Genomic DNA, 12,952 nt, shown 5'->3' on the forward strand with positions numbered 1-12,952 from the left:
ACTTCGTGCCGAAATCAATCCTTCCCCTCGAACGCAAACCCCAGCGATTGCAGCGTGATCGGCTTCGTCGGCGCAAGCAGCACGGTGCCCTTGATACTGCCTTTCTCGCACTGCCACGTGAAGGTGCCGCTCATCGCGCCCTCGGCAGAGATGGGCGTGATGCTCTCGCAAGTGCCCGACTTTGCCTTGGTTTCCGCCAGCACCTTGGCCCAGTTCGCCGCCGTGCGGTCCATCGGGAAATTCATCGAAGTGCGGCCTTGCAGCGCGTCGATGTTGCCGGAAGTCCAGACCATCTGCGCAGCAGTGTAGAAGGCGGCGAGGTCGGGCGAGACGGGTTCCACCCGCTTCACCAGCACGCCTTTGGCAGTGAGCAGCGCGGCGATGTCCCACACCGGCTGGCTGGGGCCGGAATAAGTGCGGTTGGTCAGCGCGAAAAGCGCGGCGCCATATTCGGGGAGCACCATCACGTGGCTGCCATAGCCCGGATACCCGCCGCCGTGGGCGAGGACTGTGCCGTAGTTGCAATCGGTGATGACACGCCAGCCCATGCCGTAGGCGGTCGCGCCGGGGCACTGCTTGTCACCATCGGTGGCATAGCGGTGAAACAGTGCCGCATGGTTCGCGCCGCGCGCGATCTGGCGGACGGTGGCGCGCTTGGCGGGGCCGGTGTCTGCGCCATCGCGCGGGGGCCAGGCGGACGAGATGAAGCCGAGCCACTTGGCATAGTCGGCCGCGCTGACTTCGAGGCCGCCCATCGCATTGAACGCGCCGTCCTTCATCGTCGGCTCCTCGGCCCACGCATCGTTCTCCCAGCGGTAGCCGATGGCGCGCTTGTCCTTCGGGTGGGCGAGGACATCGAAGCCGCTGGCGCTCATGCCCAGCGGGGTGAGCAGGCGCTGTTCGACGAACGTGCGGTAGGGCGCCTTGGTCACATTGGCGATGATCCGGCCAAGCAGCGCGTAGCCGAGATTGGAATATTCGTGGCGCATCTCCGGCGCGCGGGTGAAGGGAACACCGGCGCGCAGCATCGCGGTGAAGGCGCTTTGCGAGAGGACTTGCTGGCGGTCCCCCCATGGGTCATCCGTCACCATGCCAGTGCTGTGGGTGAGCAGATCGCGGATCGTGATGCGCGGGGAATCGCTGGTGGGATACGTCCAGCCGCGCAGTTCCGGCACATAGCGGTCCGCCGGATCATCGAGCGCCAGCCGCCCCTCGTCGCGCAGTTTAAGGACCGAGAGCGCAGTGAAGGCCTTGGTCATCGAGGCGATGCGGAACAGCGTATCGGGCGTGACCGGGCGCTTCTGGGCGGTGTCCTGCACGCCCTCAGCCTTCACATAGGCAAGGCGGCCATCCTTCACTACGCCGAAGACCATGCCGGGGACATGGTTTTCGGCCATCCATTTGGTGAGGACAGCGGTGATCTCGGTATCGAGCGCGGCAGGCTCGGGGGATTGTGCTTGTGCAGGGGCAACCGTGAACGCTGCCGTGATTGCCAGAAACGCCGCCTTGATCCGCATACCCCACCCCTTTGACGCAGTGGGGCGAAGGTTGCGCAGCGGTGTGCCTTGCGGCAAGCGGTTTCTACCCGGCAAAGCTTGCGAGCAGAATCAGTCCGCCGCGTAAGCTGCCTCGATCACCAGCCGTTCGCTGCTCCATTCGGGCACGGCTTCGGGGCGCATCGGCACCATGAAGCGCTTTGCATCAGGGCGCTGGATTTCGATCACATCGCCCGCGCCGAAATTCTCGACCGCGATGCAGGTGCCCAGCGCCTCGCCCGTGGTCGAGACGGCGGGGAGGCCGATGAGATCGGTGTAGTAGTATTCGCCTTCCGCCAACGGCGGGAGGCTGGCGCGCGGCACGGTGAGCGCGGTGCCGCGCAGCTTTTCGGCGGCCGTGCGATCCGTCACTTCGGCAAAGCGGGCGAGCGCGCCGCCCTTGCCGTCATCCCTCAGCTTTTCAAGCGTCAGGCTGCCGCCGTTGAACTTGGTGTGCGGCTTGAGGCTTGCGACCCCTTCGCCGAACAGCTTGAGCCGCACGTCCCCCGTCACCCCATGCGCGCCGGTGATGGCGGCGAGTGTGACGGGGGTATCGCGCATAGTCTTTTCAGACAATTGGGCTTAGCCTTCGGCCTGCTCGGCAGCGGCTTCTTCAGCCGGAGCTTCTTCAGCGGCCGGGGCTACTTCAGCAGCAGGCGCAGCGGCGGCAGCAGCAGCAGCCTCTTCGGCTTCACGCTTGGCTTCTTCGGCCTCAGCGATCTTCTTGGCGCGGTCTTCAGCGCGTTCCTTGGCCTTCTTGCCGGGCTCGCCCTTGTTCGGGTTCACCGAAGCGGCGCGTTCCTTGATGCCGGCCTTGTCGAGCATGCGGGCAACGCGGTCGGTCGGCTGCGCGCCGACGCCGAGCCAGTAGCGCACGCGGTCTTCGACGAGGCGGACGCGGTTCGCATCATCCTTGGCGAGGAGCGGATTGTAGGTGCCGACCTGCTCAAGGTAGGCGCCGTCGCGCGGCGAGCGGCTGTTGGCAACGACGACCTTGTAATACGGGCGCTTCTTGGAGCCGCCACGCGAAAGACGAAGGGAAACCGACATAAATCAAACCTTTCCGTGTAAACTTGATACGCTATTTGAAATCATTTTTTCCGCAGTAGATCACCGAGATTGGCGGGCATGTTGCCGCCACCAAGGCCGGGGAGACCGCCGAGGCCGGGCATCCCGCCCATGCCTGCGCCCATCCCGCCACCGGGAAGCTGGCCGGGGCCTGCATCACCGCCGCCGGGGCCGCCGGGACCGCCCATTCCGCCGCCCGCGCCAAACATGGCAGCAAGGCCTTTCAGGCCGCCCATCTTGCGGATCTGCTTCATGGCTTTCGCCATTTCCTGATGCATCTTGATGAGCTTGTTGATGTCTTGCACTTGCGTGCCCGAACCCTTGGCCACGCGGATCTTGCGCTTGGCATTGAGCAATTCGGGGCGCTCGCGCTCCTTGGGCGTCATCGAACCGATGATCGCGTCCATATGGAGCAGAACCTTGTCGTCCATGCCCGAATTGGCCATCGCCGCCTTGGCCTTCTTCATGCCCGGCATCATGCCCGCGAGCACGCCGAGGCCGCCCATGCGCTGCATCTGCTGAAGCTGCATGCGCAGGTCGTTCATGTCGAACTGACCCTTGGACATGCGCTGCGCGAGCTTCTCGGCCTCGTCCGCCTTGACCGTCGCGGCGGCCTTTTCGACGATGGAGACGATATCGCCCATGCCGAGAATGCGGCCCGCGACGCGTTCGGGGTGGAACGGCTCGATCGCGTCGAGCTTTTCGCCGGTCGCGGCGAACTTGATCGGCTTGCCGGTGACGGCGCGCATCGAAAGCGCCGCACCGCCCCGCGCATCGCCGTCCATGCGGGTCAGCACGACGCCGGTGAGATCAACCTCTCCGGCGAAGTTCTGCGCAACGTTGACCGCATCCTGCCCGGTGAGCGAATCGACCACCAGCAGCGTTTCGCGCGGGGCCGAGACTTCGGCGACAGCCTTCATCTCGTCCATCAGGGCCTGATCGACGTGGAGGCGGCCCGCGGTATCGAGCATCAGCACATCGACCGCCTGAAGCTTTGCGGCATTGACCGCGCGGCGGGCGATATCGACCGGGGACTGGCCGGGCACGATGGGCAGCGTGGCCACGCCCGCCTGTTCGCCCAGCACCGCAAGTTGCTCCTGCGCCGCCGGACGATTGACGTCGAGCGAGGCCATCAGGACCTTCTTGCCCTGCTTTTCCTTGAGCAGCTTGCCGATCTTGGCGGTCGTCGTCGTCTTGCCCGAGCCTTGCAGGCCGACCATCATGATGACGACCGGCGGCGCGGCATTGAGATCGAGATCGGCGGTCTCTGACCCCAGCATCTCGACCAGCGCGTCGTTGACGATCTTGACGACCTGCTGGCCGGGGGTGACCGACTTCAGCACCTGCTGGCCGGTGGCTTCGTCGGTCACCTTGTCGATGAAGCGGCGGACCACGGGAAGCGCGACATCGGCTTCGAGCAGCGCGATGCGCACTTCGCGCATCGCCGCCTGGACATCTTCCTCGCGCAGCGCGCCGCGGCCGCGCAGGCGATCGAAGACGCCTCCAAGCCGGTCTGACAGACTATCGAACACGCGAACGCTCCTTTTTCCCGATAGCCCCCGGCAGAACGCGAAAAACGCCGGTGGGCGAAACCTCGCCGACCAGCGTGTGCGTATCCGCGGAAAACCGGGATAAAACTATCCAACCGGCACGCAGAGCCGCCGACTGTTGCGGGGCGCTTAGGGCAAACGCCGCCGCCGCGCAAGCCCTCACCCGCCCGGCACCCTCAGCCGGCTCCGGACCGGCAGACCGGAAAGGCGATCTTAACCAAAACTTCAGGGGCACTGGCTAAAAATCCGGATTGGACTCTAAAGGATCGAGCAAGCCGGACATGGCACAGGCTGGATATGACAGAAACGAAGCGGCAGGCAACGGAGCCTCGCCCGAGCCCGCCGAACGCGATCTCGTCGCGCTTGGCATCCTTGTCGCATCGATATTCCTTTTCATCGGCACCGGCTCCACTGTGCTCACCGGCATTGTACGTAGCTGGATCACGGGCGTAGGCAGCCCCGATCTGCTGCTGGGCAATGCGCTGATCCTCAACATTGCACTCCTGATCCTGGGCTGGCGCCGCTATGCCGAAATGCAGGGCGAGCTCGCCGCGCGCCGCGAGGCCGAGGACACCGCGACTCGCCTCGCGCGGACTGATGCCCTGACCGGCTGCCTCAATCGCCGCAGCCTCGATGAGGCGATCGCCGGTATGGTCGAAAGCGCCGGGCGGGATGGTGACGAGCTCGCGATCCTCATGGTCGATCTCGACAAGTTCAAGCGCTCCAACGATCTGCTGGGCCACAAGGCTGGCGATGCCGTGCTGATAGAAACCGCACAGCGGCTTTCGGCCCTGCTACCGCCGCGCGCGCTTGTCGCACGGCTGGGAGGCGACGAATTCATCTGCGCAGCGGTGTTCCCGCCATGCAGCGAAGCGGCAATCGAACGGCTGGCCATGGCCGTGAACGGGAGCCTCGCCCAGCCGATCAAAGTGGGTGCGCTACGTGCCGAAGTGACGGCCTCTATTGGTGTGGCGGTGGGATCGCGCAGCGCAGTCCACAGCGCGGCGCAAGTCGCGCAGGATTTGCTGCACCGCGCCGACCTTGCCATGTATCAGGCCAAGCGTCGTGGGCGGAACCGCTTTGCCTGGTTTGTGGCCAGCATGGAACGCGAACTGCGCCAGCGCAGCGAGCTGGAGCAGAGCATCCGCGAAGGCCTGCCGCGCGGTGAATTCGTGCCCTATTACGAAAAGCAGGTCGACCTTGAAACGGGCGAGATCACCGGCTTCGAGATGCTGGCGCGCTGGATCTCGCCGCAGCACGGCGTGGTAGGCCCGGACTTGTTCATCCCCGTGGCCGAGGAAATCGGCCTGATCGGCGAGCTGTCCGAAGCACTGATCGCGCGGGCACTCGAAGATGCCCGCGATTGGGATCCGCGCCTCACACTGTCAGTCAACATCTCGCCGTTGCAACTGCGCGATCCGTGGTTTGCGCAGCGGCTGCTAAAGCTGCTCGTCACGGCGCGGTTTCCGCCGGCCCGACTGGAAGTCGAGGTCACCGAAACCTGCCTGCACGAAAATATCGGCGTGGTGCGTTCGCTGATCACCAGCCTCAAGAATCAGGGGATCCGCATCAGCCTCGATGATTTCGGCACGGGCTATTCCAGCCTTGCGCAGCTGCGCACGCTGCCCTTCGACCGGATCAAGATCGACCGCAGCTTTGTCTCCTCGCTCGGCCAGAACGCCGATAGCGCTTCGATCGTCGAGGCGATCTCCTCGCTGGGCCGGGGCATGTCGCTGCCGATCACGGCGGAAGGGATCGAGACGCCCGAAGTGCTCGCTGCACTGCGCGGATTTGGCCAGTTCAAGGGACAGGGTTACCTCTATGGCAAGCCCGCCTCAGCAGCAGACGTGCGCCGCGAACTGGCCGAGCAGGGCCTGCTGAGCAAAGTGAACGAGGATGCCGCACCCCCGCAACTGCCAGACGCGCGCCGGGCCTGAGGCGACCTCACCCCGAAACCCATCCGCGAAATCGTTGCGGAGCGCTGCGCAGGCTTCTAGACGGGCGCGATGCGTGTCCCTTTCCGCAAGATGCATGGCCTCGGCAACGATTTCATCGTGATCGATGCGCGTGAAACGCCGCTGGCGATGTCTGCTGCGCGCGCGGCCGCCTTGGCAGATCGGCGCACCGGGATCGGCTGCGACCAGCTGATCGTGATCGAGCCTTCCACCAGCGCCGATGTGCGGATGCGCATCTTCAATGCCGATGGCAGCGAAGTGGAAGCCTGCGGCAATGCCTCGCGCGCGGTGGGCATGCTGCTGGGCGGGGCGCAGCGGATCGAGACGCTGGGCGGCGTGATCGCCTCCACCGCAACCCCTGACGGCGCGAGTGTCGACATGGGCCCGGCGCGCTTTGGCTGGGACGAGATACCGCTGGCCTATGCGATGGACACGCTGGCGATGCCGGTAGGCTGGGAAGACCTCGAGAACCCGGCAGCGGTCAATGTCGGCAATCCGCATGTGGTGTTCTTCGTGCCTGATGCCGACGGAGTCGATCTGGCGCGGCTTGGTCCGGTGATAGAGACCGATCCGCTGTTTCCGGAAAAGGTCAACGTCGGCGTCGCCTCGGTGATGGGACCGAGCCACATCAAGCTGCGCGTGTGGGAACGCGGCGCGGGCCTGACACGGGCCTGCGGCACGGGCGCCTGCGCGGCGGCGGTGCTGGCGGTTCGGCGCAAGCTGGTAACCGGGCCCGTGCGCGTGGACCTGCCCGGCGGGCCGCTGGAGATTGCGTGGGAACCGGGCGGCACGATCCTGATGACCGGCCCTGCGGCGCTGAGCTTTTCCGGCACGTTCGAAGCGGACGACTATCCCCAGTGAGTTCGATGTTGTGAGTTCGATGTTGTGAGCGATAGCGTGGTGACGCTGGGCTGCCGGCTCAATCTGGCCGAGAGCGAGACGATCCGGGGTCTGATCAGCGGCGCGGAGCAGCGCACGGTGGTGGTCAATTCCTGCGCCGTGACGGCAGAGGCCGTGCGCCAATCGCGCCGCGCGGTGCGGCGGCTGCGTGCAGCGAACCCCGATGCGCGGCTGCTGGTGACGGGCTGCGCGGCGACCATCGATCCGGACGCGTTCGCCGCGATGCCCGAAGTCGACGGCGTGGTGGCGAACGCAGCGAAACTGGACGCAGCAGCCTGGGTTGAGCGCCCTGCCCCGGTTGCCCCGCTTGTCCCAGCGCCCCGCCATACCCGCGCCTTCGTGCCGGTACAGACAGGGTGCGACCATGCCTGCACGTTCTGCATCATTCCCGCCGGGCGCGGGACCAGCGTTTCCCAGCCTATCGCCGCCGTGCTGCACGCAGTCGAAGGCCATCTCGCCAGCGGCACGCGCGAGGTGGTGCTGACCGGGGTGGACGTGACCGGCTGGGGCGCGGACCTGCCGGGAAGCCCCCGCCTGGGCGATCTGGTCGCGGCGATCCTGCGCGCCTTCCCTGCCCTCCCCCGGCTCCGGCTCTCCTCGCTGGATGGTGTCGAGATCGACGGCTTGCTGTTCGAGCTGATCACCGGCGAGATGCGGGTGATGCCGCACGTCCACCTCTCGCTGCAAGCGGGGCACGACCTGACCTTGAAGCGGATGAAGCGCCGCCATACCCGCGCCGAAGCCGTGACGCTTTCGCAGCGCCTGCGCGCGGCCCGGCCGGACATTGCCATCGGCGCGGACCTGATCGCGGGCTTCCCGACCGAAGATGCTGCCATGCACGAGGCGAATGTTGCCATCGTGGCGGACTGCGGGATCGTCCACGGCCACGTGTTTCCCTATTCGCCCCGCCCCGGCACGCCCGCTGCGCGGATGCCGCAAGTGCCGCGGCCAGTGGTGCGCGCGCGGGCCGCCGAAGTGCGCGCCGCGGTGGCCGCCACCCGCGCGCGCTGGCTGGAAGGACTGATCGGGCACACGCGCGAAGTGCTTGCCGAGCGCGACGGAACCGGCCATTCCCCCGAATTCGCCCCATACCGCCTGCCGGAAGGCAGCGCGCCGGGCACACTCGTGACGCTGACCCCGACCCGTATCCGCGAAGGCTTGCTGGAATGACCCCCGACGACAGCGCAACCAACGACGCAGCGAGCGGCTGGACCGACCGCCTGCTCGGCGGTCTGCGCAAGACCTCTGACCGCCTGACCGAGAACCTTGCCGGTCTGGCTGGCGGCAACCGCCTCACCGACGCGCAGCTCGACGATCTGGAAGACGCCCTCATCCTGTCCGACCTCGGCCCGCGCGCTGCGGCCCGCATCCGTGCCAAGCTGGCGGGCGCGCGGTTTGAAAAGGGCGTGGACGAGGCGGCGCTGGCCGAAGCCGTGGCCGAGGAAATCGCCGCGATCCTGCGGCCTGTGGCCAAGCCGCTGGAGATCGTGGCGTTCCCGCGCCCGCAAGTGATCCTGGTGATCGGCGTGAACGGTTCAGGCAAGACGACGACCATCGCCAAGCTGGCGCACTTGTTTCAGGAGCAGGACTATTCGGTGATGCTGGCGGCGGGCGATACCTTCCGCGCCGCCGCCATCGGCCAGCTGCGCGTGTGGGCGGACCGGCTGGGCATCGAAATCGTCTCGGGCGCAGAGGGCGGCGATCCCGCGTCCATCGTGTTCGATGCGGTGAAGGCCGCGACCGACAAGGGTATCGACGCGCTGATCGTCGATACTGCAGGCCGCCTCCACAACAAGCGTGAGCTGATGGACGAGCTGGCCAAAGTGCGCCGCGTGTTGGGCCGCCTCAATCCGGAAGCGCCGCATGACGTGGTGCTCGTGCTTGATGCGACCAATGGGCAGAACGCGCTGCAGCAGATCGAGATCTTCAAGGAAGTCGCGGGGGTTTCGGGCCTGATCATGACCAAGCTCGATGGCACCGCACGCGGCGGCGTGCTCGTGGCGGCGGCAGAACAATATGGCCTGCCGATCCATGCCATCGGGGTGGGCGAGAAGATCGATGATCTGAGGCCCTTCGATCCCGATCTGGTGGCGCGGGTGATCGCGGGGGTGGTGCGGTGAACGAGCCTGCTGCCAAGCCCAAGTCCTCATGGATCAACCTTGCGGTCGATTACGGGCCGCTGCTGGTGTTTTTCCTCGCCTACCGCTGGTTCAGCCCCAAGGACGGCAGCGACCAGAGCCTCGGCGCGGTGGTGGCAGTCACCAAGTCCACCATGGTGTTCATGGTGGCGACAGTGGCCGCGCTGATCATTTCCAAATGGCGGCTGGGCCACATTTCGCCAATGCTGTGGCTCTCCACCATCCTGATCGTGGGCTTCGGCTCGCTCACGGTGTTCCTTGGCGATCCGGTGTGGATCCAGATCAAGCCGACCGCAATCTACCTGCTGTTTGCAGGCGTGCTGTTCGGCGGGCTGTTTCGCGGCAAGGCAATGCTGCGCACGCTGCTGCAAAGTGCGTTTGATGGGCTTTCGGATGAAGGCTGGCTCAAGCTTTCGCGCAATTGGGCGTGGTTCTTCCTGTTCCTCGCCGGGCTCAACGAAGTGCTGCGCCACACGCTTTCGTTCGATACCTGGCTACTGGTGAAGCTGTGGGGGGTGAGCGGCCTTTCGTTCCTCTTCACCTTTGCGCAGATCCCGATGCTGCTGCGGCATGGTCTGGGCGAGGAAGCCGAGATCGAGGTGGAGGAGAACCCTCCTTCTGGTTAACACGTGACACCAAAATACCATGACAAGCGGGCCTTTTCCCGCATATGAACCGCATTGGACCGGCTGGGTGGCCGGAAAGCCATCAAAAAACCATCTCTTCGGGGGAAACATAAATGGCAAAGTTCTTTGGAAATCTGCATCTTGTGCTGGCGGTTGGCCTTGCCGCCGCCATCGGCGTGATGCTCGCCTTCCACGCCAGCGCGCCGGTTGACAGCAACTCGGTGTTCCGCTGGGCGCACGCCTTCTTCGGCATCCTGTGGATCGGCCTGCTCTACTACCTGAACTTCGTGCAGGTGCCGACCATGCCCAAGATCCCCGCCGAGCAGAAGGGCGCGATCACCGGGCACATCGCGCCGAAGGTGTTCTTCTTCTTCCGCTATGGCGCGCTGCTCACGCTGATCACCGGCCTCGCGATCTCGATCGTCGATGGCTACGGCCATGAAGCGCTGACCTTCAGCGGCGAAGGCAACGTCAAGCTGATCGGCGTTGGCATGTGGCTCGCCATCATCATGGCGTTCAACGTGTGGTTCATCATCTGGCCCGCCCAGAAGAAGATCCTCGGCATCGTCGAAGCCACCGCAGAGGAAAAGGCCGCTGCTGCGCCCCGCGCGCTGTTCGCCAGCCGCACCAACCTGCTGCTCTCGCTGCCGATGCTCTACTGCATGGTCAGGGCGAATCTCGGTTGATTGACCGATCATAAGCGCGCACAACGGCGCGGCGTCCCCAGCGGACGCCGCGCCGTTTGCGTTTGTGGGAGGGAAACCGCGCGCTCCGGACGAAAGTCCACGCCAGAAAGGTACTCCCCAACCATGCGTCCAGTTTCTCTTGCGGCCTTTGCCGCAGCACTTGCTCTTTCCGCCTGTTCGGAAAAGACCAAGGACAACGCCGCCGAAACGATCACTTCAGCCGGCGAAGATATCTCGACCGCAGCGACCGACACTCAGGAAGCCACCAGCACGGGCGCGGCGAAGATCGGCGCAAAGGCCGATGCAGCCATGGACCGGGCCGAGGAAGCCGCCGACCGCATGGGCAAGCGGATCAAGCAGGGCGCCAGCGAGGCAAAGGATGCCTTGAAGCCCTCACCCACACCCTCGCCTGCGCCATCGCCAAAGCAGTGATCACGCCGGGGGCCGCTGTGCCCCCGCGTACACATCCTCAGATCTTCAGCTGACTACCGAGTTCCACCACCCGGTTCGTCGGCAGGCGGAAAAAGCCCATCGCGTCCGCCGCATTGCGCAGCATCCATGCGAACAGCATTTCGCGCCACAGCGCCATGCCGGGTACATCGGCCGGGATCAGCGTCTGGCGTGAGAGGAAGAAGCTGGTGCGCATCATGTCGAACGGTTCACCGCAGACCGAGACGCCGCACAGCGCGGCCGGGACGTCCGTTTCTTCCATGAAGCCGAAGCGCAGGATCAGGCGGTAGAACCCCTGCCCCATGTCCTTGACCACCGCGCGCTCCGCTGCCTCGACCATCGGCTCGTCGGCGATCTGGACGGTGAGCACCACCACGCGTTCGTGCAGCACCTTGTTGTGCTTGATGTTGTGCAGCAGCGCGGACGGGACGCCCGCCGCCGCCGAGGCCATGAACACCGCCGTGCCCGGCACGCGTGCGGCGCTGGTGTGGGCCGAGCGGGTGAACACCTCAAGCGGCAAAGCCCCTTCGGCCATGTGCTGGCGCATCAAGGTGCGCCCGCGTGACCAGGTGGTGAGCAGGGTGAAGATGGCGACGCCCATCAGCAGCGGCACCCAGCCGCCATCGGGGATCTTGGCGAGGTTGGCGCCGAGGTAGGTCGCGTCGATCAGGAAGAACAGCGCCAGCAGCGGCAGCGCGAACACCGGCTTCCACTGCCACAGCTTGAACAGCACAACCGCCAGCAGCAGGTTGTCGATCAGCATCGCACCGGTCACGGCAATGCCATAGGCGGCGGTGAGATTGCGCGAGCGTTCGAACACCAGCACCAGCAGGATCACCGCGATCATCAGCGCCCAATTGATCGTGGGGATGTAAATCTGCCCGGCGCTGGCGGACGTGTGCCGGATCGTCATGCGCGGGATGAAACCGAGCTGGATCGCCTGCTGCGTGACAAGGAACGCGCCCGAGATCACGGCCTTGGCCGCAATCACCGCCGCCATCGTTGCGATCACCAGCAACGGCCATTCGAAGCCCGGCGGGGCGAGCAGATAGAACGGGCTGTGGACCGCGGCAGGATCGCGCAGCAGCAATGCGGCTTGCCCCAAATAGTTGAGCACCAGCGCGGGCAGCACGAAAACCAGCCACGAGACGCGGATCGGCGAACGGCCGAACTGCCCCATATCGGCATAGAGCGCCTCTGCGCCGGTCACCGCCAGCACGGCGGTGCCCATCGCGATGAACCCGTGCCACGGATCGGCCGTGAACATGGCCAGCGCCCATTGCGGCGAAAGTGCGCCGATCACTTGCGGATCGGCGGCGATGCTGCGCAGGCCGAGCGCAGAGATCGTCGCGAAATAGATCAGCATGATCGGCCCCGCCCAGCTTGAAGCGAGGCTGATCGCCTTGCCGGTGTGGCGGCTCTTGAGCATGAACAAGGCAATGACGATGGCCACAACCAGCGGCACGACCAGGCCGTGCAAGGCGGGATTGTAGACCGAGATGCCTTCCACCGCGCTCATGATCGAGACCGCCGGGGTGAGCATCGAATCGCTGTAGAACAGCGCAGTCGCCAGCACGCCGAGCAGGATGATGCCCTTGCCCCAGCGCCGACCGGTGGTGTGCTGGTTGATCAGCGCGAGCAGCGCGAGGCTGCCGCCCGAACCCTTGTTGTCCGCGCGCATGATGATCGTGACGTATTTCAGCGTCACGATAAGCATCATCGACCAGAACATCAGGCTGATGATGCCATAGACGTGGAGCTGATCGAGCGGGAGCGGGTGGTGGCCTGCGAACGTATCGCGCAGCGCATAGAGCGGGCTGGTGCCGATATCGCCGAACACCACGCCGATCGCGCCGACCGCGAGGCCAAGCGCCCCGGTCTGACGCGAGGGCGGCAGCGACGACGCCTCCGCCGCGCAGGGCGCACCTTGCGCTCCTGCATCAGGTGCAGCGTCAACCACGGCGTCGTTCATTGCAAATGTGTCCCCGGGGCACGGCCCCAACCACCGGAAGCATAGCATGATACCCCCGAACGGCGGCGCGCT

Annotated in this window: 12 protein-coding genes; 7 read left to right on the forward strand and 5 right to left on the reverse strand. The window is 65.5% G+C overall.

The window, feature by feature from the left end; genetic code table 11:
* Window positions 1-14: 14 nt before the first annotated feature.
* The 4 genes from CFE35_RS13590 to ffh all read right to left on the reverse strand — a co-directional run bounded on the left by CFE35_RS13590 (window position 15) and on the right by ffh (window position 4,135).
* A complete protein-coding gene (locus CFE35_RS13590; RefSeq protein ID WP_292931201.1) occupies window positions 15-1,517 on the reverse strand; it encodes a serine hydrolase domain-containing protein in 1,503 nt (500 codons plus the stop codon).
* A 90-nt stretch (window positions 1,518-1,607) separates the two neighbouring features.
* Complete coding sequence (rimM, locus tag CFE35_RS13595; protein ID WP_292931296.1) at window positions 1,608-2,096, reverse strand: ribosome maturation factor RimM; 489 nt, start codon at window positions 2,094-2,096, stop codon at window positions 1,608-1,610.
* Window positions 2,097-2,117: 21 nt separating this feature from the next.
* Window positions 2,118-2,585: a 30S ribosomal protein S16 gene (gene rpsP / locus CFE35_RS13600; RefSeq protein ID WP_292931202.1), complete on the reverse strand. Its 468-nt coding sequence runs from the start codon at window positions 2,583-2,585 to the stop codon at window positions 2,118-2,120.
* Window positions 2,586-2,626: 41 nt separating this feature from the next.
* Window positions 2,627-4,135, reverse strand: coding sequence for a signal recognition particle protein (gene ffh, locus CFE35_RS13605; protein ID WP_292931204.1), 1,509 nt, complete (start codon window positions 4,133-4,135; stop codon window positions 2,627-2,629).
* Between the two features lie 299 nt (window positions 4,136-4,434).
* Between ffh and CFE35_RS13610 the strand changes: the two genes are divergently transcribed.
* From CFE35_RS13610 to CFE35_RS13640, 7 genes are all read left to right on the forward strand, one after another.
* Window positions 4,435-6,090 (forward strand): EAL domain-containing protein, encoded by a 1,656-nt coding sequence (locus CFE35_RS13610; RefSeq protein WP_292931205.1) that lies wholly within the window; start codon window positions 4,435-4,437, stop codon window positions 6,088-6,090.
* 69 nt (window positions 6,091-6,159) lie between these two features.
* A complete protein-coding gene (gene dapF / locus CFE35_RS13615; protein ID WP_292931206.1) occupies window positions 6,160-6,969 on the forward strand; it encodes a diaminopimelate epimerase in 810 nt (269 codons plus the stop codon).
* 24 nt (window positions 6,970-6,993) lie between these two features.
* On the forward strand, window positions 6,994-8,178 hold the full coding sequence (locus tag CFE35_RS13620) for a MiaB/RimO family radical SAM methylthiotransferase (protein ID WP_292931208.1): 1,185 nt from the start codon (window positions 6,994-6,996) through the stop codon (window positions 8,176-8,178).
* A complete protein-coding gene (gene ftsY / locus CFE35_RS13625; protein ID WP_292931209.1) occupies window positions 8,175-9,128 on the forward strand; it encodes a signal recognition particle-docking protein FtsY in 954 nt (317 codons plus the stop codon). Before CFE35_RS13620 ends, ftsY begins: the two co-directional genes overlap by 4 nt.
* A complete protein-coding gene (locus tag CFE35_RS13630) occupies window positions 9,125-9,772 on the forward strand; it encodes an inner membrane-spanning protein YciB (RefSeq protein ID WP_292931210.1) in 648 nt (215 codons plus the stop codon). The genes ftsY and CFE35_RS13630 overlap by 4 nt, the downstream gene beginning before the upstream one ends.
* A gap of 113 nt (window positions 9,773-9,885) precedes the next feature.
* Window positions 9,886-10,458, forward strand: a complete 573-nt coding sequence (locus tag CFE35_RS13635; protein WP_292931211.1) for a urate hydroxylase PuuD — start codon at window positions 9,886-9,888, stop codon at window positions 10,456-10,458.
* 123 nt (window positions 10,459-10,581) lie between these two features.
* Window positions 10,582-10,890, forward strand: a complete 309-nt coding sequence (locus CFE35_RS13640) for a hypothetical protein (RefSeq protein WP_292931212.1) — start codon at window positions 10,582-10,584, stop codon at window positions 10,888-10,890.
* Window positions 10,891-10,927: 37 nt separating this feature from the next.
* Here CFE35_RS13640 and CFE35_RS13645 read toward each other — a convergent pair whose 3' ends face one another.
* Window positions 10,928-12,880: a KUP/HAK/KT family potassium transporter gene (locus CFE35_RS13645; protein ID WP_292931214.1), complete on the reverse strand. Its 1,953-nt coding sequence runs from the start codon at window positions 12,878-12,880 to the stop codon at window positions 10,928-10,930.
* Window positions 12,881-12,952: the final 72 nt, after the last annotated feature.

The sequence above is a fragment of the Novosphingobium sp. PASSN1 genome (genome assembly GCF_002278815.1).